The sequence below is a fragment of the Rhodococcus sp. IEGM 1370 genome (assembly GCF_033142325.1).
In the GTDB taxonomy this organism is placed as follows: Bacteria; Actinomycetota; Actinomycetes; order Mycobacteriales; family Mycobacteriaceae; genus Rhodococcoides.
Genome location: NZ_JAWLRY010000005.1, coordinates 23,492 through 47,422 on the forward strand (window position 1 = coordinate 23,492; position 23,931 = coordinate 47,422).

At 66.8% G+C, this 23,931-nt stretch carries 22 protein-coding genes; 20 read left to right on the forward strand and 2 right to left on the reverse strand.

What is annotated here, in order from left to right; genetic code table 11:
* Positions 1 to 28 precede the first annotated feature (28 nt).
* The 14 genes from pyrR (at position 29) to R4P47_RS09865 (ending at position 15,983) form a co-directional block, all read left to right on the forward strand.
* A complete protein-coding gene (gene pyrR, locus R4P47_RS09800) occupies positions 29 to 616 on the forward strand; it encodes a bifunctional pyr operon transcriptional regulator/uracil phosphoribosyltransferase PyrR (RefSeq protein WP_094641904.1) in 588 nt (195 codons plus the stop codon).
* Positions 613 to 1,626, forward strand: coding sequence for an aspartate carbamoyltransferase catalytic subunit (locus R4P47_RS09805; protein ID WP_317784671.1), 1,014 nt, complete (start codon positions 613 to 615; stop codon positions 1,624 to 1,626). The genes pyrR and R4P47_RS09805 overlap by 4 nt, the downstream gene beginning before the upstream one ends.
* Positions 1,623 to 2,939, forward strand: a complete 1,317-nt coding sequence (locus tag R4P47_RS09810) for a dihydroorotase (RefSeq protein WP_317784672.1) — start codon at positions 1,623 to 1,625, stop codon at positions 2,937 to 2,939. Before R4P47_RS09805 ends, R4P47_RS09810 begins: the two co-directional genes overlap by 4 nt.
* Positions 2,940 to 2,943: 4 nt before the next feature.
* Positions 2,944 to 3,450 (forward strand): transporter, encoded by a 507-nt coding sequence (locus R4P47_RS09815; protein WP_317547268.1) that lies wholly within the window; start codon positions 2,944 to 2,946, stop codon positions 3,448 to 3,450.
* Positions 3,447 to 4,577 (forward strand): glutamine-hydrolyzing carbamoyl-phosphate synthase small subunit, encoded by a 1,131-nt coding sequence (carA, locus tag R4P47_RS09820; protein ID WP_149405843.1) that lies wholly within the window; start codon positions 3,447 to 3,449, stop codon positions 4,575 to 4,577. The genes R4P47_RS09815 and carA overlap by 4 nt, the downstream gene beginning before the upstream one ends.
* The gene (carB, locus tag R4P47_RS09825; RefSeq protein WP_317784673.1) at positions 4,577 to 7,918 is read left to right on the forward strand and encodes a carbamoyl-phosphate synthase large subunit; all 3,342 of its coding nucleotides are present in this window, start codon (positions 4,577 to 4,579) and stop codon (positions 7,916 to 7,918) included. Before carA ends, carB begins: the two co-directional genes overlap by 1 nt.
* Complete coding sequence (pyrF, locus tag R4P47_RS09830; RefSeq protein WP_188078620.1) at positions 7,915 to 8,742, forward strand: orotidine-5'-phosphate decarboxylase; 828 nt, start codon at positions 7,915 to 7,917, stop codon at positions 8,740 to 8,742. The genes carB and pyrF overlap by 4 nt, the downstream gene beginning before the upstream one ends.
* A 209-nt stretch (positions 8,743 to 8,951) precedes the next feature.
* On the forward strand, positions 8,952 to 9,272 hold the full coding sequence (gene mihF / locus R4P47_RS09835; RefSeq protein WP_008716579.1) for an integration host factor, actinobacterial type: 321 nt from the start codon (positions 8,952 to 8,954) through the stop codon (positions 9,270 to 9,272).
* A 5-nt stretch (positions 9,273 to 9,277) separates the two neighbouring features.
* Positions 9,278 to 9,889, forward strand: a complete 612-nt coding sequence (gmk, locus tag R4P47_RS09840) for a guanylate kinase (RefSeq protein ID WP_094641892.1) — start codon at positions 9,278 to 9,280, stop codon at positions 9,887 to 9,889.
* Positions 9,890 to 9,961: 72 nt separating this feature from the next.
* On the forward strand, positions 9,962 to 10,267 hold the full coding sequence (gene rpoZ, locus R4P47_RS09845) for a DNA-directed RNA polymerase subunit omega (protein WP_032377808.1): 306 nt from the start codon (positions 9,962 to 9,964) through the stop codon (positions 10,265 to 10,267).
* A 23-nt stretch (positions 10,268 to 10,290) separates the two neighbouring features.
* Entirely contained in the window at positions 10,291 to 11,541 is a 1,251-nt protein-coding gene (gene coaBC / locus R4P47_RS09850) for a bifunctional phosphopantothenoylcysteine decarboxylase/phosphopantothenate--cysteine ligase CoaBC (RefSeq protein WP_317784674.1), read from the forward strand.
* Between the two features lie 181 nt (positions 11,542 to 11,722).
* A complete protein-coding gene (metK, locus tag R4P47_RS09855; protein ID WP_037189390.1) occupies positions 11,723 to 12,937 on the forward strand; it encodes a methionine adenosyltransferase in 1,215 nt (404 codons plus the stop codon).
* Positions 12,938 to 13,084: 147 nt separating this feature from the next.
* Entirely contained in the window at positions 13,085 to 15,052 is a 1,968-nt protein-coding gene (locus tag R4P47_RS09860; protein ID WP_317784738.1) for a primosomal protein N', read from the forward strand.
* A 79-nt stretch (positions 15,053 to 15,131) separates the two neighbouring features.
* Positions 15,132 to 15,983, forward strand: coding sequence for a cyclase family protein (locus tag R4P47_RS09865; RefSeq protein ID WP_317784675.1), 852 nt, complete (start codon positions 15,132 to 15,134; stop codon positions 15,981 to 15,983).
* On the opposite strand, the gene R4P47_RS09870 is transcribed toward R4P47_RS09865, so the two are convergent.
* Positions 15,899 to 17,746: a diguanylate cyclase domain-containing protein gene (locus R4P47_RS09870; RefSeq protein WP_317784676.1), complete on the reverse strand. Its 1,848-nt coding sequence runs from the start codon at positions 17,744 to 17,746 to the stop codon at positions 15,899 to 15,901. The two genes, R4P47_RS09865 and R4P47_RS09870, sit on opposite strands and share 85 nt — an antisense overlap.
* A 191-nt stretch (positions 17,747 to 17,937) precedes the next feature.
* On the opposite strand from R4P47_RS09870, the gene R4P47_RS09875 reads away from it, so the two are divergent.
* From R4P47_RS09875 to R4P47_RS09885, 3 genes are all read left to right on the forward strand, one after another.
* On the forward strand, positions 17,938 to 18,660 hold the full coding sequence (locus R4P47_RS09875) for a PadR family transcriptional regulator (RefSeq protein WP_317784739.1): 723 nt from the start codon (positions 17,938 to 17,940) through the stop codon (positions 18,658 to 18,660).
* 87 nt (positions 18,661 to 18,747) lie between these two features.
* Complete coding sequence (fmt, locus tag R4P47_RS09880; protein WP_317784677.1) at positions 18,748 to 19,671, forward strand: methionyl-tRNA formyltransferase; 924 nt, start codon at positions 18,748 to 18,750, stop codon at positions 19,669 to 19,671.
* Positions 19,668 to 21,137 (forward strand): RsmB/NOP family class I SAM-dependent RNA methyltransferase, encoded by a 1,470-nt coding sequence (locus R4P47_RS09885; RefSeq protein WP_317784678.1) that lies wholly within the window; start codon positions 19,668 to 19,670, stop codon positions 21,135 to 21,137. The genes fmt and R4P47_RS09885 overlap by 4 nt, the downstream gene beginning before the upstream one ends.
* Before the next feature lie 34 nt (positions 21,138 to 21,171).
* Here the strand turns inward: R4P47_RS09885 and R4P47_RS09890 are convergent, their stop codons facing one another.
* Positions 21,172 to 21,561, reverse strand: coding sequence for an MmcQ/YjbR family DNA-binding protein (locus R4P47_RS09890; protein ID WP_269594159.1), 390 nt, complete (start codon positions 21,559 to 21,561; stop codon positions 21,172 to 21,174).
* 36 nt (positions 21,562 to 21,597) lie between these two features.
* Here R4P47_RS09890 and rpe point away from each other — a divergent pair, with 36 nt between their 5' ends.
* Genes rpe through R4P47_RS09905 form a run of 3 tightly spaced genes read left to right on the forward strand, consistent with a single transcriptional unit; the run spans position 21,598 to position 23,915 of the window.
* A complete protein-coding gene (gene rpe, locus R4P47_RS09895; RefSeq protein ID WP_300521304.1) occupies positions 21,598 to 22,272 on the forward strand; it encodes a ribulose-phosphate 3-epimerase in 675 nt (224 codons plus the stop codon).
* A complete protein-coding gene (gene ribD, locus R4P47_RS09900) occupies positions 22,272 to 23,303 on the forward strand; it encodes a bifunctional diaminohydroxyphosphoribosylaminopyrimidine deaminase/5-amino-6-(5-phosphoribosylamino)uracil reductase RibD (RefSeq protein ID WP_149405836.1) in 1,032 nt (343 codons plus the stop codon). The genes rpe and ribD overlap by 1 nt, the downstream gene beginning before the upstream one ends.
* Positions 23,304 to 23,915, forward strand: a complete 612-nt coding sequence (locus R4P47_RS09905) for a riboflavin synthase (protein ID WP_300524378.1) — start codon at positions 23,304 to 23,306, stop codon at positions 23,913 to 23,915.
* Positions 23,916 to 23,931: the final 16 nt, after the last annotated feature.

Here is a 23,931-nt window from a genome sequence, read left to right on the forward strand (position 1 = left end):
CCAGAGAGGCGGAGAAGGAGGTCGTAGTTTGCCTGCGCCCGAAAGCTCGTCCGCGAACCCCGCCGTTCGCGAATTGCTGTCCTCGGCCGATGTGGGACGCACCATCTCCCGCATGGCCCATCAGATCATCGAGAAGACGGCCCTCGACGCCGCGGACTCGCCGCGCGTGGTGCTACTGGGCATCCCCACGCGTGGGACCACGCTGGCGGAACGACTCGCAGAACGTATCGAGGCATTTTCGGGCGTGCGGCCTCCGCTCGGGTCCCTCGACATCACTCTCTACCGCGACGATCTGCGGAACAAGCCGCACCGACCACTCGAGCGCACCTCGGTGCCCACAGGCGGCGTCGACGACGCACTGGTCGTACTCGTCGACGACGTACTGTTCTCCGGGCGAACCGTACGGTCCGCGCTCGACGCACTGCGTGACCTCGGTCGCCCCCGTGCGGTGCAGCTGGCGGTCCTCATCGACCGCGGCCATCGCGAACTTCCGCTTCGTGCGGACTACGTCGGCAAGAACGTCCCCACAGCGCGCACCGAGGACGTGTCGGTGCTGCTCTCCGAACACGACGGCCGTGACGGCGTCAGCCTGTCCGAGGGAGGATCCGCTCGATGAAGCACTTGCTCTCGGTCGCCGACCTGACGGCCGAATCGGCCACCGAGATACTCGACGAAGCCGAACGGTTCGAGCAGGCGCTTCTCGGTCGCGAGGTCAAGAAACTACCGACACTGCGCGGGCGCACCATCATGACGGTGTTCTTCGAGAACTCGACGCGCACCCGCGTGTCGTTCGAGGTCGCAGGCAAGTGGATGAGCGCCGATGTCATCAACGTCAGCGCCAGCAGCTCGTCGGTGTCGAAGGGCGAGTCGCTCCGCGACACCGCGATGACGTTGCGCGCCGCCGGAGCCGACGCCCTCATCGTCCGACACCCGGCATCGGGTGCTGCACACCAGATCGCACAATGGACCGCCGTTCAGGGAACTGGCCTCGATGGTCGTTCCGCAGGCTCCACTCCTGGCCTCGATGGTCGTTCCGCAGGCTCCACTCCTGGTGGCGGCCCGACGGTGATCAACGCAGGCGACGGTACCCACGAACACCCCACCCAGGCCCTGCTCGACGCCTTGACGGTTCGTCAACGACTCGGGGACATCGCCGGCCGTCGGGTGGCGATCGTCGGCGACATCCTGCACAGCCGGGTGGCGCGCTCGAATGCGATCCTGCTGGCCACGCTCGGTGCCGAAGTGGTGCTGATCGCGCCACCGACGCTGCTGCCCGTCGGAGTGACCGGCTGGCCGGTGCGGGTCTCGCACGATATCGACGCCGAACTGCCCGGTCTGGACGCGGTGCTGATGCTCAGAGTGCAGGCCGAGCGAATGAACGGCGGGTTCTTCCCCTCCGCTCGTGAGTACTCGATCACGTACGGGCTCTCGCAGCGCCGTCTCGACCTGCTGCCCGAGCACGCCGTCGTCCTGCACCCGGGTCCGATGCTTCGCGGTATGGAGATCGCGTCCTCCGTGGCCGATTCTCCGAAAACTGCAGTTCTGCAACAGGTTACGAATGGAGTTCACGTGCGGATGGCGGTGCTGTTCCGATTGCTGGTCGGTTCGGACGGGGGTGCATCGTGAACGCACCTGCGACCTCCGTCCTGCTCCAAGGCGTGCTGCTGTACGGCGAGGGTCCCGAGACCGATGTTCTGATCACCGGCGAAGAGATCGCCGGAATCGGTGCGGACCTCGACGCCGACGGAGCCGAGGTGGTCGATGCCCGCGGCCAGATTCTGCTGCCCGGATTCGTCGACATGCACACGCACCTGCGCGAGCCCGGCCGCGAGGACACCGAAACGATCGAATCCGGTTCGGCAGCAGCTGCTCTGGGCGGCTACACCGCGGTGTTCGCGATGGCGAATACCGATCCGGTTGCCGACTCGGTGGTGGTCACCGATCACGTCTGGCGTCGGGGACAGGAAGTCGGCCTCGTCGACGTCCACCCGGTCGGTGCGATCACGGTCGGTTTGAAGGGCAAGCAGCTCGCCGAGATGGCCACGATGGCAGCGGGAATCGGCCGGGTCAAGATGTTCTCGGACGACGGCCACTGCGTCGACGATCCACTGATCATGCGTCGGGCGTTGGAGTACTCGAGTTCGCTCGGTGTCCTCATCGCTCAGCACGCCGAGGAGCCCAGGCTCACCGTCGGTGCCGTCGCCCACGAGGGGTCCACTGCGGCGCGGCTCGGACTGGCCGGTTGGCCGCGTGCGGCCGAGGAATCGATCGTGGCACGGGATGCCCTGCTGGCCCGTGATGCGGGTGCGCGGGTGCACATCTGCCACGCGTCCACCGCGGGCACCGTCGAGCTGATGAAATGGGCACGCGGACAGGGCATTTCGATCACTGCCGAGGTCACCCCGCATCACCTGCTGCTGGACGACTCACGGCTCGAGACGTACGACGCGATCAACAAGGTGAACCCGCCGCTGCGCGAGAAGTCTGACGTCGACGCCCTGCGCAGAGGCCTGGCCGACGGTGTGATCGATTGTGTGGCAACCGATCACGCGCCGCATGCCGAACAGGACAAGTGCTGTGAGTTCTCGATCGCCCGTCCCGGGATGCTCGGGCTCGAAACCGCACTGTCGATCGTCGTCGACACGATGGTGACCCCGGGCCTGCTCGATTGGCGCGGCGTGGCGCGGGTGATGAGCGAGCGTCCTGCCGCAATCGTCGGACTGGCCGATCAGGGTCGACCCATCGAGGTCGGTGAGATCGCCAATCTGACGCTGGTGGATGCGAATTCGAGCTGGACGGTCTCGGGCGCGAAGCTGGCCAGCGTCGCACACAACACGCCGTTCGAGGACATGACCTTCTCCTCGAAGGTGACCACGACGGTGTTGCGCGGACGAATCACCGTCCGCGACGGAGTCGTGGCGAACAGAGCGGGAGAGTAGAGCCGTGGACAGAGTTCTCATCGTCATCGGATTCGTCCTGTTCTGGGCGCTGATGATCGCCCTGATCTTCTGGGGTTGGCGAGGACGGCAGAAGCGTCAGGAAGAGCGAATCGGTGAATTCCCGGCCGTGCCCGAAAATCTGGGTGCCACTCACATCGAGCCGGCCACCGGCCTGTACGTCGGCAGCACCATCGCGCCGAGCTGGCAGGACCGCATCGCCGTCGGCGACATCGGCCATCGCGCCACCGGCGAACTGTCGCGGTACGAGAAGGGCATTCTGCTCGATCGAGACGGTGAATCTCCCATCTGGATTCCAGCGGAATCGATTCGTGCGATCCGCACCGAGCGCGGGTTGGCGGGCAAGGTCATGACCAAGGACGGGCTTCTGGTCATTCGTTGGGAGCTCCCGACGGGGACCGAGATAGACACCGGCTTCCGGGCCGACGACAAGCAGATCTACCCGGTGTGGACAGCGAGTTCCACCGGAGAAACCAAGGAGGAAACCGCGTGAGCAGCGCAGTTCTTGTTCTGGAGGACGGCCGGACATTCCGCGGCACCACATTCGGCGCACAGGGGCGCACCCTCGGCGAGGCCGTGTTCTGTACCGGAATGACCGGGTACCAGGAGACCCTGACCGACCCGAGCTATCACCGACAGATCGTCGTCGCGACCGCGCCGCAGATCGGCAACACCGGCTGGAACCAGGAGGACGGTGAAGCCGCCAGCGCGCAGGATCCCAACAAGATCTGGGTCGCCGGATACGTCGTTCGAGATCCGGCGCGCCGCACCTCGAGTTGGCGCTCGACCGGAACTCTGCAGGATCAGCTCGAGGCCCAGAACGTGGTGGGCATCGCCGGAATCGACACACGCGCCCTGGTACGGCACCTGCGCACCCGCGGCTCGATGCGGGCGGGAGTGTTCTCCGGCGACGCGCTCGGCACCTCGGAGGAGATGCTCGAGCAGGTGGTCGGTCAGCCGTCCATGCTCGGTGCCGACCTCGCCGGTGAAGTGACCACCGGAGCCGGCTACACCATCGAGCCGTCCGGTGATGCTCGGTTCACCGTCGTCGCAGTCGATCTCGGTATCAAGACCAACACTCCGCGGATGTTCGCCGAGCGCGGTATCCGAGTGCACGTGGTGCCGTCGAACACCACCATCGAGCAGGTTCTGGAACTGAACCCGGACGGTGTCTTCCTCTCCAACGGACCAGGCGACCCGGCCACGGCGGACACCAGCGTCGCGTTGACCAGGCAGGTACTCGAACGTGAGCTGCCGCTGTTCGGTATCTGCTTCGGAAATCAGATCTTCGGGCGGGCACTGGGCCGTGGCACCTACAAGATGAAGTTCGGCCACCGCGGCATGAACATCCCGGTCATCGAGCACACCACCGGACGCATCGCGATCACCGCGCAGAACCACGGATTCGCACTCGAGGGCGAAGCGGGCGAGGAGTTCGACACCGACTTCGGCCGCGCCCGCATCAGCCACACCTGCGCCAACGACGGCACCGTCGAAGGCGTCGAACTGATCAGTGGAAGCGCCTTCTCCGTGCAGTACCACCCCGAGGCCGCGGCCGGTCCACACGACGCCGCCTACCTCTTCGACCGTTTCACCAGCGTCCTTCAGGAGAAGAAGTAATGCCACGCCGCACAGACCTGAACCACGTCCTGGTCATCGGATCCGGCCCGATCGTCATCGGTCAGGCCTGTGAGTTCGACTACTCCGGCACCCAGGCGTGCCGAGTGCTGCGCGAGGAGGGACTGCGCGTCAGCCTCGTCAACTCCAACCCCGCGACGATCATGACCGACCCCGAGTTCGCCGACGCCACCTACGTCGAGCCGATCACCGCGGAGTTCATCGAGAAGATCTTCGCCCGCGAGGCCGAGCAGGGCCACCCCATCCAGGCCGTGCTCGCCACCCTGGGTGGACAGACGGCACTCAATGCCGCTGTCGCACTGCACGATCAGGGCATTCTCACCAAGTACGGCGTCGAGCTGATCGGTGCCGACTTCGACGCCATCCAGCGCGGCGAGGATCGCCAGAAGTTCAAGGACATCGTGGCCAAGGTCGGTGGCGAATCCGCCAAGTCGGCCGTCTGCTACACGATGGACGAGGTCCGTGCGACCGTTGCCGAGCTCGGCTTCCCGGTTGTCGTCCGGCCGTCGTTCACGATGGGTGGTCTGGGTTCGGGACTGGCATACAACGACGAGGATCTGACCCGGATCGCCGGCGGCGGGCTGGCCGCCTCGCCCACGGCGAACGTCCTCATCGAGGAGTCCATCCTCGGCTGGAAGGAATACGAGCTCGAGCTCATGCGCGACGGCCGCGACAACGTGGTCATCGTGTGCTCCATCGAGAACGTGGACCCAGTTGGCGTGCACACCGGCGACTCGGTGACCGTCGCCCCGGCCATGACGCTGACCGACCGCGAATACCAGAAGATGCGTGACCTCTCCATCGACATCCTGCGTGAGGTGGGCGTCGACACCGGTGGCTGCAACATCCAGTTCGCGATGGATCCGGCGGACGGCCGCCTCGTCGTCATCGAGATGAACCCCCGCGTGTCGCGCTCGTCGGCACTGGCGTCGAAGGCAACCGGTTACCCGATCGCGAAGATGGCCGCCAAGCTGGCCATCGGCTACACCCTCGACGAGATCGTCAACGACATCACCCGCGAGACCCCGGCCTGCTTCGAGCCGACCCTGGACTACGTGGTCGTCAAGGCACCGCGGTTCGCGTTCGAGAAGTTCCCCGGTGCCGACGGCACGCTGACCACGACGATGAAGTCCGTCGGTGAGGCGATGTCCATCGGCCGCAACTTCACCGAGGCATTCGGCAAGGTGATGCGCTCGCTCGAAACCAAGCGCGCGGGGTACTGGACCGGCCCCGAGGTCGAGGCAGAGAGCCTCGATGCGCTGCTGGCGGACCTGTCCGTTCCTCAGGACGGTCGGATGTACGGGATCGAGAAGGCCTTCGCGATGGGCGCCACCGTCGAGCAGCTCTTCGAGGCCACCAAGATCGACCCCTGGTTCCTCGATCAGTTCCAGCAGATCCACGAACTCGGCGTCCAGGTCCGCGAGGCGGCCGAATTCGACGAGGCGCTGCTGCGTCAGGCGAAGTACCACGGACTGTCCGACCGACAGATCGCCGCTCTGCGTCCCGAACTCGGCGGTGAGGACGGTGTGCGTGCGCTGCGTACCGAGCTCGGTGTGCATCCGGTCTACAAGACGGTCGACACCTGCGCCGCAGAGTTCGAGGCCAAGACGCCGTACCACTACGGCACCTACGAACTCGACCCCGACGCCGAATCCGAGGTGGCCCCGCAGCCGGACCGCCCCAAGGTGCTCATCCTGGGCTCGGGTCCCAACCGCATCGGTCAGGGCATCGAATTCGACTACAGCTGTGTGCACGCGGCGCAAACACTGTCCGAGGCCGGGTACGAGACGGTGATGGTCAACTGCAACCCCGAAACCGTCTCCACCGACTACGACACCGCCGACCGCCTGTACTTCGAGCCACTGACCTTCGAGGACGTCCTCGAGGTGTACCGGGCCGAGGCCGCGTCGGGCACGGTGCGAGGCGTCATCGTCCAGCTCGGCGGGCAGACCCCGCTCGGACTGGCCAAGCGACTGAAGGCCGCGGGTGTCCCGATCGTCGGAACGTCGCCCGAGGCCATCGATCTCGCCGAGGACCGGGGCGAGTTCGGCAAGGTGCTCGACGCAGCCGGATTGCCGGCAGCGAAGTACGGCACCGCAACGACGTTCGACGGAGCCCGTGAGATCGCCGCCGGAATCGGTTACCCGGTGCTGGTGCGCCCGTCCTACGTGCTCGGCGGACGCGGCATGGAGATCGTGTACGACGAGGCGTCGCTGGCCACGTACATCTCCAACGCGACGGAGATCTCGGACGACCGTCCGGTGCTGGTCGACCGGTTCCTCGAAGACGCAGTCGAAATCGACGTCGACGCACTGTGCGACGGCACCGAGGTCTACATCGGCGGCATCATGGAACACATCGAGGAGGCCGGTATCCACTCCGGCGACTCGGCCTGTGCGTTGCCGCCGATCACGCTGGGCAAGACCGACATCGAGAACGTCCGACGGTCCACCGAGGCGCTCGCGAAGGGCATCGGCGTACGCGGTCTGCTCAACGTGCAGTACGCACTCAAGGACGACATCCTGTACGTCCTCGAAGCCAATCCTCGCGCGAGCCGTACGGTTCCGTTCGTGTCCAAGGCGACGGCAGTGCAGCTCGCGAAGGCCTGCGCCCGCGTCATGCTCGGGGAGAGCATCGCCGAACTCCGGACCGCGGGAATCCTGCCCGAGACCGGGGACGGTGGCACCGTCCCGGCCGGGTCCCCGATCGCCGTCAAGGAAGCGGTGTTGCCGTTCAACCGGTTCCGCCGCGCGGACGGGACCGGAGTGGACACCTTGCTGAGCCCGGAGATGAAGTCCACCGGCGAGGTGATGGGAATCGACTTCGATTTCGGTACCGCTTTCGCCAAGAGTCAGACTGCGGCGTACGGCTCGTTGCCTGCGGGTGGCGCGGTGTTCGTATCGGTGGCCAACAAGGACAAGCGATCACTGATCTTCCCGGTGAAGCGACTGGCGGATCTGGGCTTCACGATCCTTGCGACAGAAGGAACCGCAGATGTGTTGCGGCGCAACGGAATCAAATGCGAGCAGGTCTACAAGCAGTCCGGTGAGGACGTGCCCGCAGGGGAGCGGACCGTCGTCGACCGGATTCTCGCCGGTGATATCGCCATGGTGATCAACACCCCGTACGGCAACTCCGGCCCCCGCGTCGACGGGTACGAGATCCGTAGCGCGGCAGTTGCGCAGAACATTCCGTGCATCACCACGGTGCAGGGTGCGTCGGCAGCAGTGCAGGGCATCGAAGCCGGCATCGCCGGAGGAATCGGTGTTCGCTCGTTGCAAGACCTGCACGCCGGTCTGAAGCAGGGGCTGGGAGTGGAGTGAGCCATCACACCTGGTCGGATCGGTTGCGCGCCGCGGTTGCGGCCCGTGGTCGACTGTGTGTCGGAATCGATCCGCACCCGGCGCTGCTCGAGGCGTGGGACCTGCCTCGCTCGGCGGACGGTCTCGAGGTGTTCGCCGAGCTGTGCGTCGAGGCGTTCGTCGGCGAGGTGGCCATCGTCAAGCCTCAGGTGGCGTTCTTCGAGGCGTACGGATCTGCCGGGTATGCGGTGCTCGAACGCACTGTCGGTGTGCTTCGGGATGCGGGCACCATGGTGATCTCCGATGCGAAGCGCGGCGACATCGGAACCACGATGGATGCGTACGCGCAGGCCTGGCTGGAACCCGATTCTCCGTTGTCCTCGGATGCTGTGACGGTGTCGCCGTACCTGGGCTTCGATTCACTGGGGGAGACCGTCGATCGAGCGGTGCGACACCGGCGCGGTCTGTTCGTGCTGGCTCGGACCTCGAATGCGGAGGGCTCGGCCCTGCAGCAGGCGGCGACCTCGGACGGCGAGACGGTGGCTCAGTCGATCGTCGACGCGGCGGGGAAGCGCAACCGCGTCGACGCCGACACGGTGGGCTTGGTCGTCGGTGCCACTCGTGATCACGGTCTCGACCTGTCGAACTACACCGGACCAATCCTCGCGCCGGGTCTGGGAGCGCAGGGAGCAACGGTTGCAGATCTCGCGGAGATCTTCCGCGATTCGCGTGAGCTGTTGCTTCCCAACTCCTCTCGGGGTGTCCTGGCGGCAGGCCCGTCGGTGACGGCATTGCGCGACGCGGCGACGCGGTTGCGCGACGAGATCGAAGCCGGTCTCGCATAGTCGACGCTGCCGCGCTCCGGCATTCGGGGGCGGGTTAGCGGTGAGCGGCAGTCGTCGGTACGGTCGCTAGCGCTGCCGACGAACAGTGCGGATCGCCGGTGCGGAGCGCCGATGAACGTGGTCCGTGGCAGTGGAACATCGATGGTCGACGTGCCGACAGCGATCGTGCACGTCGTATCGCCCAGAACGAGAAGACGGAGGAACCGACAGTGGCCCTTCCCCAGTTGACGCCCGAGCAGCGTGCCGCTGCCCTCGAGAAGGCAGCGATCGCCAGGAAAGCGCGCGCCGAGCTCAAGGAGCGCCTCAAGCGCGGCGGCACCGACCTCAAGCAGGTGCTCACAGATGCCGAGACGGACGAGATTCTCGGAAAGATGAAGGTCTCCGCGTTGCTCGAGGCCCTGCCGAAGGTGGGCAAGGTCAAGGCCGCGGAGCTGATGACGGAATTGGAGATCGCGCCCACCCGTCGACTGCGCGGTCTCGGAGATCGGCAGCGCAAGGCGCTGTTGACGAAGTTCGATTTCGAGGCCTGACGACGGTGAGTGACACTGCGGCGACTTCGGTCCCGGAGATCGAGCGCGGCCGGTTGGTGGTGTTGTCCGGCCCCTCCGGCGTCGGCAAGTCCAGTGTCGTTCGGCTCGTGCGTGCTGCGCTGCCCGAGCTGGTGTTCAGCGTGTCGGTCACGACGCGAGCACCGCGGCCCGGTGAGGTGGACGGTCAGGATTACCACTTCGTGTCGGCCGATGAGTTCGATCGGATGATCGCCGACGACGAGTTGCTCGAGTGGGCGAGCATTCACGGTGGTCTGCAGCGGTCGGGGACTCCGGCCGCACCGGTGGAGGCCGCGCTGGAGGCGGGTAGCCCGGTGTTGCTCGAGCTCGATCTGGCCGGTGCCCGTGCCGTGCGGGTGTCCAAGCCCGAGGCGATGCTGGTGTTCATGGCTCCACCGACGTGGGACGACCTCGTCTCTCGTCTGGTCGGGCGCGCGACCGAGGAGAGCGCGGCCACCGAGCGGAGATTGGAGACCGCACGGGTGGAATTGGCCGCACAGGACGAGTTCGACACGGTGGTTGTCAATACCGATGTCGACCATTCGTGCGAACAGTTGGTATCCTTGTTGGTCGGTAGGTCGTCGGTCGGCAACAGCTGACCATTTTCACGGCGCACGAGGCCCCGACCAGCTAGTTCGTAGCACCAACGATGCAATTTCAGGAGATCATCAGTGAGCAGCATTTCAGCGGCCGTTTCCGACTTCGACGGACGCAGCGCTCTGCCGGCCTACGACACGCCGCTCGGCATCACCAATCCGCCCATCGACGAGCTGCTCGCCCGCACCTCGTCCAAGTACGCCCTCGTGATCTACGCAGCCAAGCGTGCCCGCCAGATCAACGACTACTACAACCAGCTCGGTGACGGCATCCTCGAGTACGTGGGACCGTTGGTCGAGCCGGGTCTGCAGGAGAAGCCGCTGTCGATCGCTCTCCGCGAGATCCACGCGGACCTGCTCGAGCACACCGAAGGCGAATAAGAACCTCACAGAGGACATCTGACTTGCACGTTGTCGTCGGAGTCGGCGGAGGTATCGCCGCCTACAAGAGTTGTTCGCTCATCCGCAGTTTCACCGAGAGCGGGCACCAGGTCCGGGTGATCCCGACCGCATCCGCCCTGGAGTTCGTCGGGCGCGCGACATTCGAGGCGTTGTCCGGCCAACCGGTGCACACCGGCGTCTTCGCGGACGTGCCGGAAGTCCCGCATGTGCGACTGGGTCAGGAGGCAGACCTCGTCGTCGTCGCGCCCGCCACCGCGGACCTCATGGCCCGCATCGCCGGGGGACGTGCGGACGATCTTCTGACGGCCACCCTGCTCACGGCGCGGTGCCCGGTGGTCCTGGCCCCGGCGATGCACACCGAGATGTGGGAGCACCCCGCGACGGTCGCCAACGTCGCGACCCTTCGTTCTCGCGGTACACACGTGATCGAACCGGCATCGGGGCGTCTGACCGGGCGAGACACCGGGTCGGGTCGGCTACCGGAGCCGGACGAGATCTTCGCGCTCTCCATGCTGGTGACCGAGCGAGGGGATGCGCTCCCTCGGGATCTCGAAGGACGTCGTGTTCTTGTCTCTGCCGGGGGCACTCGCGAGCCTCTCGATCCGGTTCGTTTTCTGGGCAACCGAAGCTCGGGCAAGCAGGGATATGCGCTTGCGCGAGTGGCAGCGCAACGAGGAGCCCAGGTGACGTTGGTCGCCGGGTACACCAGCGACCTCGACGCCCCGGCCGCGGTCGACGTGGTGCACGTCAAGACGGCGTCGGACATGCAGGAAGCCGTTCGCAAACTTGCCGTCGGTGTCGACGCCGTGGTGATGGCGGCCGCGGTCGCCGACTTCCGCCCCGAATCCATCGCGGGCAGCAAGATCAAGAAGGGGGCCGACGAACCGTCGTCGATCCCGCTGGTCCGCAACGACGACATACTCGCCGGCCTCGTGTCCGCTCGCCGCGACGGTGAACTCGAACCGTCGACGGTCATCGTCGGATTCGCCGCCGAGACCGGGGACGCGAACGGAGACGTGCTGACGTACGCGCGGGCCAAGCTCGAACGCAAGGGCTGCGACCTGCTCGTGGTCAACGCCGTCGGGGACGGCAAGGCGTTCGAGGTCGACCACAACGACGGCTGGCTGCTCGGTTCCGACGGTTCCGAAGCGGCGCTCGGCGAGGGCTCGAAAGCACTCCTCGCGAGCCGCGTGCTGGATTCTGTGGCGCAGATGCTCGATGCGCGGAGTGCTCGACCGAAGTCGAATTCGTGACGATGCTGAGAGTGCACGATCGATGTCGTACCGGCTACCGTGCTGGGCACCACGTGTAGTGCCGTAGAGGTTTGCGCGGCTCCGGCAGGGGCGATAACACCGAAGGAACGTCAATTTTCGTGGAGTGCCCGACCGGCGCGAGGCGTCGGGTCGGGCAGGAACATGCGTCGAGAGGAAGTCCGTGAGCAAGTCCGGTAGTCGGCTTTTCACCAGCGAGTCCGTCACAGAGGGTCACCCCGACAAGATCTGTGACGCCATCAGCGATTCCATTCTCGATGCTCTGCTGACGGAGGATCCGCGTGCCCGTGTGGCCGTGGAGACTCTGGTCACGACCGGCCAGGTGCATGTCGCGGGTGAGGTCAACACCACCGCATACGCCGACATCCCCAAGATCGTGCGCGAGAAGGTGCTCGAGATCGGGTACGACTCGTCGGCCAAGGGGTTCGACGGAAATTCGTGCGGTGTCAACGTCGCGATCGGCGCGCAGTCTCCCGAGATCGCTCAGGGCGTCGATCACTCGCACGAGGCCCGAGTCGAGGGACTGTCCGACGACGAGATCGACCGTCAGGGCGCGGGGGATCAGGGGTTGATGTTCGGCTACGCCAACACCGACACTCCCGAGCTGATGCCGCTGCCGATCGCGTTGGCGCACCGGCTCTCTCGGCGACTGACCGAGGTCCGCAAGAGCGGAGTGCTGCCGTACCTGCGTCCGGACGGCAAGACGCAGGTGACGATCGAGTACGACGGTGACAATGCCGTTCGTCTCGACACCGTCGTGATCTCGACTCAGCACGCAGCCGACATCGATCTCGACAACCTGCTCACTCCCGACATTCGTGAGAAGGTGCTGGGCTCGGTGCTCGCCGAGTTGGACGTGCCGACACTGGACACGTCCAACGTGCGTCTGTTGGTCAATCCCACCGGAAAGTTCGTCCTCGGTGGACCGATGGGCGACGCCGGACTGACCGGCCGCAAGATCATCGTCGACACCTATGGCGGCATGGCACGGCACGGTGGCGGTGCGTTCTCCGGCAAGGACCCGTCCAAGGTGGACCGCAGTGCTGCGTACGCGATGCGCTGGGTCGCGAAGAACGCTGTTGCTGCCGGTCTCGCCGATCGCATCGAGGTCCAGGTGGCGTACGCCATCGGCAAGGCGGCACCGGTCGGGTTGTTCGTCGAGACGTTCGGCACCGAGAAGACCGATCCCGCGCGCATTCAGGCGGCGATCAGCGAGGTGTTCGACCTGCGTCCCGGTGCCATCATTCGTGATCTGGACCTGCTGCGACCGATCTACGCGCCCACCGCGGCGTACGGTCACTTCGGCCGCACCGACATCGATCTTCCGTGGGAGTCCACCGACCGCGCCGGCAAGCTCCGGGAGGCTGCCGGACTCTGAGTTCGGTTTCGACCGTTCTGCACGTACCCTGCTCGCACCGACTCGGTGCTCCGACATCGAGTGTGGGGTGAGAATCGAGGAGGAGGTGCGGTGGCGGGCGTAGCGCGGGTGGCGGCGTCGGATCTCCCGATCGCGCGCATTCTTCCGATGTTGCCGCTGCCGCATCTCGACCGCGAGTTCGACTACCTCGTGCCCGAAGAGGTGAGCAATGATGCTCAGCCGGGTGTCCGAGTTCGGGTGCGGTTCGCGGGCCGGCTGGTCGACGGTTTCGTGCTGGCCAGACTGGCCGAGACCGAGCATTCCGGCAAGCTCGGCTGGCTCGATCGGGTGGTGTCCGCGGAGCAGGTTCTGACTCCGGAGATCGCTGAACTGGCCGTGGCGGTGGCCGATCGATACGCCGGGACCAGGGCGGACGTGCTGCGGCTGGCGATCCCGGCTCGCCACGCCCGAGTCGAGGCGGAACAGACACCCGCCGTCGAGCCCCCGGCCGAGCCCGACATCGACCGGGCAGCCTGGTCGGCCTACACCCACGGCTCGAACTTCCTCGAGGCGTTGGCGTCGGGACGCATACCGCGCGCGGTATGGCAGGCGTTGCCCGGTGAGCTGTGGCCGGTGCGGTTGGCGGAGGCCGCCGCCGTGACCGTGGCCGGCGGTCGGTCCGCGGTGGTCGTGGTGCCCGATCAGCGAGACCTCGATCGTCTGGAGACGGCCTGCACGGCTCTGCTCGGTGCCGACCGGGTGGTGGCGCTGTCGGCCGGTTTGGGCCCGGCGAAGCGGTATCGGCAATGGTTGCGTGGTCTGCGATCGGGCCCGGTCGTCGTGGTGGGGACACGAAGCGCCGTGTTCGCTCCGGTGTCCACTCTCGGCATGATCGCCATCTGGGACGACGGTGACGACAGTTTCGCCGAGCCCCGTTCGCCGTATCCGCATGCCCGAGAAGTGGCGTTGCTGCGAGCGCACGTCTCCGCAGCCGCGGTGGTCATCGGCGGACATGCGCGGACTGCGGAGGCGGAAGCTCTCGTGGATTCCGGTTGGGCACACGACCTGGTGGCTCCACGTGAGCTTGTCCGTGAGCGTCAACCCCACGTCGTGGCCTTGGCCGACTCGGACCATGCGCTCGCGCGGGATCCGGCAGCCCGTGTCGCCCGGTTGCCCGCGATCGCGTTCGAGGCGGCGCGGGCCGCGCTGAAGGCCGATTCGCCTGTGCTGGTTCAGGTTCCGCGCGGGGGCTATGTGCCGTCACTGGCGTGCGCGAAGTGTCGACATCCGGCTCGGTGTCGCCGGTGCAACGGTCCGTTGGCGCTGCCGTCGGCCCCGGGGAGCGACGGAGCAGGGAGTCCGACGTGCTCGTGGTGCGGAATCGCAGACACCGCGCATCGGTGCACGGTATGCGGATCGCGCAACCTGCGTGCGGTCGTGATCGGCGCGGGCCGCACCGCCGAAGAACTCGGACGGGCATTTCCCGGTGTACCGGTTCACAACTCGGGAGGCGCCGCCGTGCTCGACGCCGTCCGACCCGGTGCCGGTCTCGTCGTGTCCACCGTCGGTGCCGAGCCGACGGTCGACGGTGGATACGGTGCGGCCCTCTTGCTGGACGGCTGGGCCCTGCTCGGCCGGGCAGACCTGCGCGCGGCCGAGGAGACACTGCGCCGGTGGATGACCGCCGCCGCTTTGGTTCGGCCGGGCACGGCAGGCGGCCGAGTGGTCGTCGTCGCCGAGTCCGAGATACCCACGGTGCAGGCACTGGTTCGCTGGGACCCGCTGTGGCACGCCAGAAGTCAGTTGGACGAACGAGTGGAGGTACGGTTCCCGCCCGCCGTGCACGTTGCGGCCGTCGACGGAACCACCGATGCGATCTCCGCGCTGGTGGAGAGCGCAGATCTGCCCGAGTCGGTGGAAATACTCGGTCCGGTCGATCTGCCGGACGGCCAACGGGCACCGGCGGGCGGTGGTGAGGACGCACTTCCCGGTGATGTGCAGCGGTTGTTGATACGCGTGCCGCGCAGCACCGGGGCGGCGTTGGCGCGCGCACTGACCACCGCGCAGGCATCGCGCAGTGCCAAGAAACTCGGCGGCGGAGTGCGGGTCCAGATAGACCCGATTCGAATCGGCTGATTCCGCCGTCCCGGCTCGACGTGGCCTAGGGTTGCCTCGGGGCGGCGCACGGGGCGCCGATGAAAGGTGGGTCGGGGACATGAAGAGAAGGCAGCTCTTTCGCCGTGCGACAACAGGTTTGGCAGTGGTGATCGGTGCCCGTCTGGCCGCACCTGCCACCGCCGACGCCCTGCCCGGTACCGGCTCGGCGCAGCCACCGACACCGACCGTTCCGTTGGACCGACTGCTACGGATCGTGTCCCTGTCACACGTCAACGATCCGGCGCTCACCCCGATCTTTCCCGGCGATCCCGAATTCTCGCTCGAGACGGCGTTCACCGTCGCAGACGACGGCTTCTACCTCCAGTACGTCAAGGAGGGCGAGCACACCGGCACGCACTGGGGCGCACCCGCGCACTTCCAGGAAGGTGGCCTGACCGCCGACCAGCTCGATCCGGAGGATCTGTTTCTGCCCGCGGTGAAGATCGACATTCGTGATCGGGCGGCGGCCGACGCCGACTACGCCGTGACCGTGGCCGACCTGCAGAACTGGGAAGCAGTCAACGGTGCCATTCCACCAGGGGCGGCTGTCGTTCTGTGGACCGGATGGGCGTCACGCTGGGGGACCGATGCGTACGCCAACGCGGACGCGGACGGTGTGACGCACCAACCCGGGTTCTCTCCGGAGGCAGCACAGTGGTTGATCGACACGGGCAGGCTAGCCGAAAGAGGTGCCCTCGGCACCGACACCTTCGGGCCCGATCTGGGCAACGACGACACCTATCCGGTGTCGGTCAAGCTCTACGACCGGCGTCGGATCAGCCTGGAGAACCTGACCAATCTGGAGTCGATTCCTACCACGGGTGCCTACGTTCTGGTCGGCGGCCCGATCAACCGAGCCGGATCCGGTTCACCTGCAACCATTTTCGGCCTGGTCCCCAGGGTCGCCTGATCGGAGGTGCTCGGCACCGCGGTGAGTGCACCCGCGGTGTCGTAGGCGTAGATGCCGGCCTTGCCCTCGCGTTTGGCCTCGTACATCGCTCGATCGGCCAGCCGCATCAGCTCGTCCTCGTCGGCGGTGTCGGAGCCGGCCACGGTCGTGGTGTCGTGGGGTGTGCGGTCGAGCTGACCGATCTGCACCACGCCCACGCACACGCCGACCGACACCGAATGGCCGTCGATCTCGTGGGCGGTCCGCATCGTCTCGGCGATGCGGACCGCCGTCGCGCGACCGGCATCGAGGTCGGCGTACACCAGGGCGGTGAACTCGTCGCCGCCGAAGCGCGCCACTACTCCGTCCACGACGCATCGGTCGAGGCGGCGTGCAAGTTCGACCAGTAGTCGGTCACCGCCACCATGTCCGAATCTGTCGTTGACGCTCTTGAAGTCGTCGAGGTCGATCAGGAGCAGGACGGCGCGGCCCCCGCCCGCTCGGGCGTCGTGCACCGCCGCTCGAAGGTGCTCGTCGAACGACGACCGGTTGAGCAATCCGGTCAGCCCGTCGTGATGCGCGCGGTACGTCAACTCGGCCTGCGCCCGAGTCAGGCTCCGCAGCAGATTGTCGTTCTGCACCAGGGTGATCACCTGGCGAACGAGTGAGAGCAACACCACTGCAACCCCGAGTACCACCACGGTCGAGTCCAGCTCCCCGGTCTGCACACGCAGTATCGCCAACACGATCCCGATCGCACCCATGAGTGCGTACGGCAACAGCAATTGCGTTCTCGCGCCGGTGACGGCCTCGGTGCAGTCCGACTCGGTGGGCTGCGATCCGTACCGCGACGATCCGTACAGCGACGAGCCGTGTGTCGACGAGTCATGCGGTGCCGGGTTGTCGTCCACGGTCCTCGGGGCAGCGGCCGCGAGGGCGATGAGCGCTGTGCCTGCGATGAATCCGCCGTCGGTCAGAACCGGCATGAAGTCCGCACCGGTGGCGACGAGATACGCGTAGATGCTGTCGGATATCGCCATCATCAGGATTCCGGCGCCGAGCAGGGTGAGCTGCGTCCGATATCGCGCGGCGATCCTCGGGATCACGGCGAGCAGCACGATCATGGCCACGAGTACCAGGTCGGTGATGGGGTACATGATCGCCACCAGGAACTCGATCGATTCGGATTCCGACGAATGCACGACCGCGCCGAGCACGGTTGCCCAGGATAGAACGAAGAGCGACCCGACGACGACGGCCCCGTCGAGCAACGACATCACCCAGACATGGCGTGCACTCGAGGCAGCCCGCCAGGGCGAAGGGCCGACGAAGGCCAGCAGGGCAGGCACGGCGAAGATCGGGAAGAGAAAGAATCCGACGTCGGCGACGGACGCGGTCGGCAGCGGCATGCCGAGAGCGGATCGATAGAAGGCCCAGACCGCCATGCCTGCACTCCAGCAGGCCATTCCGGCGGCCATCAGAACGCGCCACTGCCGTTCGGTGTCCGTTCTTCTCGACGCCGTCCGCCAGCAGACGATCGTCGCGGTAATACCTCCCGCGAGCTGTGCGATGTCGTCGATCAGTACGGAGGTTCGTTGGCCGAGAACGTTGGAGCCGGCGAGCAGGACGATGGCGAGGACGCATCCGAGCACGACGGTCACGCGTCGCCTCGTCGATCCGGCCACACGGCCTCCCTCGTTGGTGCGCGAGCGCGGTTGCGCGAGCGCGGTAGAGCCGGCCGCTGTTTCGGTCCGTTGGACGAGAGCTCGTACCGACCGCGTCATCCTAGCGAGCGTGAGCCGTCCGGGGCGCGTTCCTCGCAGTCGGGATACGTGGAGGTTGCCTCTGGACCTTGCCGAAGATCTATTGTCGATATATCGTCGACATGTCAATCGATACGAAGGAGCAGGACATGAATTACGCATTCGAAGGATTCGCACACGAATTCGGACGTCGCGCAGGAGCACGTCGACACATGCGTGGCGCGCCGTTCCAGATGTGGGTCGCGCAGAGTGAGGACCGCGGCCCGTCGGACGATCACGGTCCACGAGAGCGCGGCCGCGGCAGGAGAGGTCACGGTGAACGGAGCAGGCACGGTGCCGGTGGGCCGTTCGGACGGGGACCGGAAGGCATGCGCCCCGGCTTCGGTCCCGGTGGTTTCGGGCCGAACGCAGATTTCGGTCGAGGTCGCGGTCGGGGAGGGCGAGGGCGTCGCGGGGACGTGCGCGCTGCAATCCTCCTGCTGCTCGAGGAACGTCCGATGCACGGATACGAACTGATCCAGCAGATCGCCGAGAAGAGCAACGGCACCTGGAAGCCGAGCCCGGGCTCCATCTATCCGGCTCTGTCGCAACTCGAAGACGAGGGCCTGGTCCTCATCGACAAGGTGGCCGGTCGCAAGACCGCTGCACTGACCGACGAGGGTCGAACGCATATCGAGGCCCATCGTGCCGAACTGGGCAGCCCGTGGGACGACGTGGCAGAGTCCGTCGGAGTCGACGCCCGGGATCTGCGGGCGCTCATCGGCCAGTTGATGGGCGCAGCCGGTCAGGTCGCCGGAGTGGGCACACCGAAACAGGTGGAGCAGGCCGCCGAGATTCTCACCGAAGCCCGCAGGTCGCTGTATCGGATACTCGCCGAGGACGGTTCGACCGATCGAGATCCCGACGACACGGTCGACGCCCCCGACGCGCCGTGACCGGCAGGTGCGGAATCGTCCGCAGTGCTCGCGACTCCCTAGGATGGACACCCGAGATCCTTTCGTCCATCCCAGGGAGTTGCTCGAGTGCGCGTCGTCTTTGCCGGTACACCGGAGCCCGCGGTCCCGTCGCTGCGGGCACTGCTCGAGTCCGAACGCCACGAGGTGATAGCGGTGGTGACTCGGCCCGACGCCGCTGCCGGTAGAGGTCGCAAGACGATGCGGTCACCGGTCGGGCAGCTGGCCGACGAGCACGAAATCCCTGTGTTCACGCCCGTGAAGCCCTCGGATCCGGATTTCGTCTCACAGCTCACCGAACTCGCACCCGACGTGTGTCCGGTGGTCGCTTACGGGGCACTGCTGCCGCAGCCGGTGCTGGACATCCCTCGCTTCGGCTGGATCAATCTGCACTTCTCGTTGCTGCCCGCATGGCGAGGTGCCGCGCCGGTACAGGCCGCCATCGCCGCAGGCGACGAGATCACCGGTGCCTCCACCTTCCTGCTCGACGCGGGAATGGACACCGGCCCGGTACTCGGCGTCGTCACCGAGCGGGTACGCGCAACCGACACGACAGGTGACCTGCTCACCCGGCTGGCGTCGAGCGGAGCAGACCTACTCGCTGCCACCCTCGACGCGATCGAGGACGGGACGGCATCGGCGCATCCGCAGCCCGAGGACGGGATCTCCTACGCGAGCAAGGTCAGCGTCGACGCTGCCCGTATCGACTGGACTCGATCCGCAGCATTCGTCGATCGGCACATCAGATCGGTCACCCCCGCACCTGGCGCATGGACGACGATCGGTGAACTCCGCGTCAAGATCTCACCGGTTCAGCACTCCGAGGACACGCTCGCGCCAGGTTCGATCGAGGTGCGCAAGTCCGGCGTGCACGTCGGAACAGGTACGACGGCCGTGGTTCTCGGCGAAGTTCAACCGCAGGGCAAGAAGCTCATGAAGGCACTCGACTGGGCGCGCGGCGCTCGGCTGGACGATACGGCGGTAGCGCGATGACAGAACCCGACAGGCCTCGAAAGCGCGAGTCGAGTCCGGCCCGAAAGACCACCAAGAAGTCGCCCGGTGCGCGTGGTCCGAAGGGAAACCGGCCCCCGCAGGGCGGGGGACCTCGTGCCGTCGACGCGATAGATCCGGCCCGTCGCGCGGCCAGGGACGTGCTGAAGGCCGTTCGCGAGCGGGATGCCTACGCCAACCTCGTGCTGCCCGGTTTGCTGCGAGAGCGCAAGCTCGACTCACGCGACGCGGCACTGGCCACCGAACTCGCGTACGGCGCGTCCCGAGCGCGTGGTGTGCTCGACGCCGTGATCGCCCACGCCGCCGGTCGGCCCGCCGCCGAGATCGACGGACCACTACTCGACATTCTGCGGCTCGGCTCATACCAACTGCTGCGTACCCGGGTGGCTCCTCACGCCGCCGTCGCCACGTCGGTCGACCTGGCTCGGTCCGAATTCGGTTCCGGCAAAGCAGGTTTCGTCAACGCCGTATTGCGGCGCGTGTCCGAACGCACGGCGGCGCAGTGGGTCGACGAACTTGCGCCCGAGGCGGGGGTCGATCCCGTCGGTCACCTCGCGTTCGAGTACGCGCATCCCAAGTGGATCGCGCAGGCCTTCGCCGATGCGCTCGGTGCCGACGCCGGTGAACTCGCCGCTGTCCTCGAGGCCGACGACGCGCGCCCCTCGGTGCATCTGGTCGCCCGGCCCGGTGAGATCTCCGCCGAAGAACTGGCGCTGATCACCGGGGGAGAAGAGGGGCCCTATTCGCCGTACGCCGTGCACCTCGACGGCGGTGATCCCGGCAAGATCGACGCCGTCCGTGACGGGTTGGCCGGAGTGCAGGACGAAGGCAGTCAACTCGTCGGCCGGGCGCTCACTCTGGCGCCGCTCGTCGGCGAGGACGGTGGCCGGTGGCTGGACCTGTGCGCCGGACCGGGCGGTAAAGCTGCCCTGATCGGTGCCATCGCCGAGATCGACGGTGCCATAGTCGACGCGGTCGAACCGACCCCGCACCGAGCCGATCTGGTGTCGAAGACGACGAAGGATCTCCCGGTGACGGTGCACACCGTCGACGGTCGAGCGTCCGGACTCGACGGCGGCTACGACCGAGTGCTCGTCGATGCGCCGTGCACCGGACTCGGTGCCCTGCGCCGCAGGCCCGAGGCACGCTGGCGTCGACAACCTTCCGACGTGGCGGCCCTCGTCACGCTGCAGAAAGAACTGCTGGCAGCGGCAATAGAGCTGGTTCGCCCCGGTGGAGTGGTGCTGTACTCGACCTGCTCGCCGCATCTGTCCGAAACCACGGCCGTTGTCGCCGACGCGATCCGCCGCTACGGCGTCGAGCCGCTCGATACCCGTGAGCTGGTGCCGGGCGTGCCACAGCTCGGTGACGGTACGTCCGTGCAACTGTGGCCGCACCGACACGGCACGGATGCAATGTTCATGGCGGCGCTGCGTAAACCGATGTGACCAGCAAACCGATGTGACCGGAAAGCCGATGTCATCAGTCGCCGGCCAGGAACGTCTCGGCCACGGTTCTCGGGGCGTAGACGAGCCACCCGTCGACGATCAGTTCTCGCAGTTCGTCGTCGCCGGTGTTGTCGATGTCGACCAGAACGGCGGCGAACCCGTCGAAGTGCGGGATGGTGAAGCACGTCCGCGGGTGGGCTGCGAGGATGGCTTCCTTTTCGTTCAGATCAGCGGTGCGGACGGCGAGGATCGGCCCGCTGGGCGGGATCTGGCTGCCGAATCGCTTCAGATCGGCCTTGCTGAACGGCCGAATCCATGCGAACACGTTCTTGCCCACCGACCACGCCGGATGGCCGTACCGAACACCCTCGGTGACCTCGGGCAACTCGGCGATCACCGTCGCCGCGTAATCCATGGTGGTCATGGGCGAACGATACCGGCTGGGCTAGGCTCGTCAATCGTGGTTTCCCCGATGATTGCCCCCTCGATCCTGTCCGCTGATTTCGCTCGTCTGGCTGCCGAAGCCGAGGCGGTGGCCGGAGCCGACTGGCTGCACGTCGACGTCATGGACGCGCACTTCGTGCCGAACCTCACCCTGGGTCTGCCGGTAGTGGAGAGCTTGCTGAAGGCGACTGACATCCCCCTCGACTGCCACCTGATGATCGAGGACCCGGCCCGCTGGGCTCCGCCCTACGCCGAGGCCGGGGCGTACAACGTCACTTTTCACGCCGAGGCAACCGACGACCCGTCAGCAGTGGCACGCGATATCCGCGCCGCGGGTGCGAAAGCGGGCCTGTCCGTCAAGCCCGGAACACCCATCGAGCCGTACCTCGAGATCCTGCGCGACTTCGACACCCTGCTGGTGATGAGCGTGGAGCCGGGCTTCGGCGGACAGTCGTTCATGCCCGAGGTGCTCTCCAAAGCAAAAGCTGTTCGGGCACTTGTCGATTCCGGTGATCTCCGTCTGATAGTGGAAATCGACGGCGGCATCAACTCCGACACGATCGAGCAGGCCGCGGAGGCCGGAATCGACTGTTTCGTGGCCGGATCTGCCGTCTACAACACCGCCGACCCCGCGGTCGCCGTGCGCGACCTCCGTGCCCGCGCCGCCCGCGCATCACACCACCTGTCGTAATGAACGGCCGGGGCGCAGCACTGTCCGTCGCGGACGCCATGGCCCTCGCCGTCGAGGCATCCGAAGCCGCCCGGGGCATCAGCAGTCCCAACCCCCCGGTCGGCGCGGTGATCCTCGATGCCGACGGCATCGTCGTCGGCATCGGTTCGACTCGCCCGCCCGGCGGGCCACACGCCGAGATCGTCGCGCTGGCCGAGGCCGGGGACCGAGCTCGCGGCGGTACCGCGGTGGTGACCCTCGAACCCTGCAACCACACCGGCCGCACCGGACCGTGCTCACAGGCCCTGATCGCTGCCGGCATCGCCGCGGTCGTGCACGCCGTCGCAGATCCGAATCCGCTCGCATCGGGCGGCGGGGCAGCCCTGCGAGCGGCGGGCATTCGCGTCGAACAGGGGACCGGCGAGACCGAGGTGCGGCAGGGGCCGCTGCGCGCCTGGTTGCACAAGCAACGCACCGGGCGGCCGCACGTGACGTGGAAATATGCCGCCACCCTCGACGGACGTAGCGCGGCGGCGGACGGCACGAGCCAGTGGATCACCGGACCGCAGTCCCGGGCGCACGTCCACGCCGAACGGGCCAAGCTCGACGCGATCGTCGTCGGTACCGGGACCGTCTTGGCCGACGACCCGCGCCTGACCGCACGACGTCCCGACGGCACCCTTGCACCCCACCAACCGGTGCGCGTCGTCGTCGGATCGCGGCCGATTCCGTCGACCGCGGCAATCCGTGGATCCGACGCACCCACCGTGTTCCTGGACACACACGATCCCGCCGCCGTGATCGACGCTCTGCACGAGCACACCGACATCCAGCTCGAAGGCGGTCCGACGTTGGCCGGAGCGTTCCTCGCCGCCGGGCTGGTGGACCGCGTCGTGGCGTACGTCGCGCCGGCCGTGTTGGGCAGCGGGCCCGCAGCGGTGGAGAATGCGGGTATCGGAACAATTGCCGACGCAATTCGGTTCCGCACGGAGACAGTCACCATGATCGGCAACGACATTCTGATCGGCGTCGTGCCCGAAGGAGCGAAGTAGATGTTCACCGGAATTGTCGAAGAGCTCGGCGAGATCGTGGCCAAGGACGAACTTCCCGACGCCGCGCGGTTCACCGTCCGCGGACCGGTGGTGACCTCGGATGCAGGCCACGGCGACTCCATCGCCGTGAACGGCGTCTGCCTGACCGTCGTCGAGGTGCTGCCGGACGGCGGATTCACCGCCGACGTCATGCAGGAAACGCTGAACCGCTCGAGCCTCGGTGCCCTCGACGTGGGCAGCCGCGTCAACCTCGAACGGGCAGCCGCGCTCGGCAGCCGTCTCGGTGGGCACCTGGTGCAAGGCCATGTGGACGGCACCGGGACCATCATCGGCCGGTCCCCGTCGGAGAACTGGACGGTCGTACGCATCGCGTTGCCCACCTCGGTCGCACGCTACGTCGTCGAGAAGGGCTCGATCACCGTCGACGGCGTCTCGCTCACCGTCTCCGGACTCGGCGCCGACGACGGTGCGCACTGGTTCGAGATCTCCCTGATCCCCACCACCCTCGACCTGACCACTCTCGGCACGGCCGAGGCCGGAACGCCGGTCAACCTCGAAGTCGACGTCATCGCCAAGTACGTGGAGCGGCTGCAGACGATCGACGCACAGTAAGTACTGTTGACGTGCA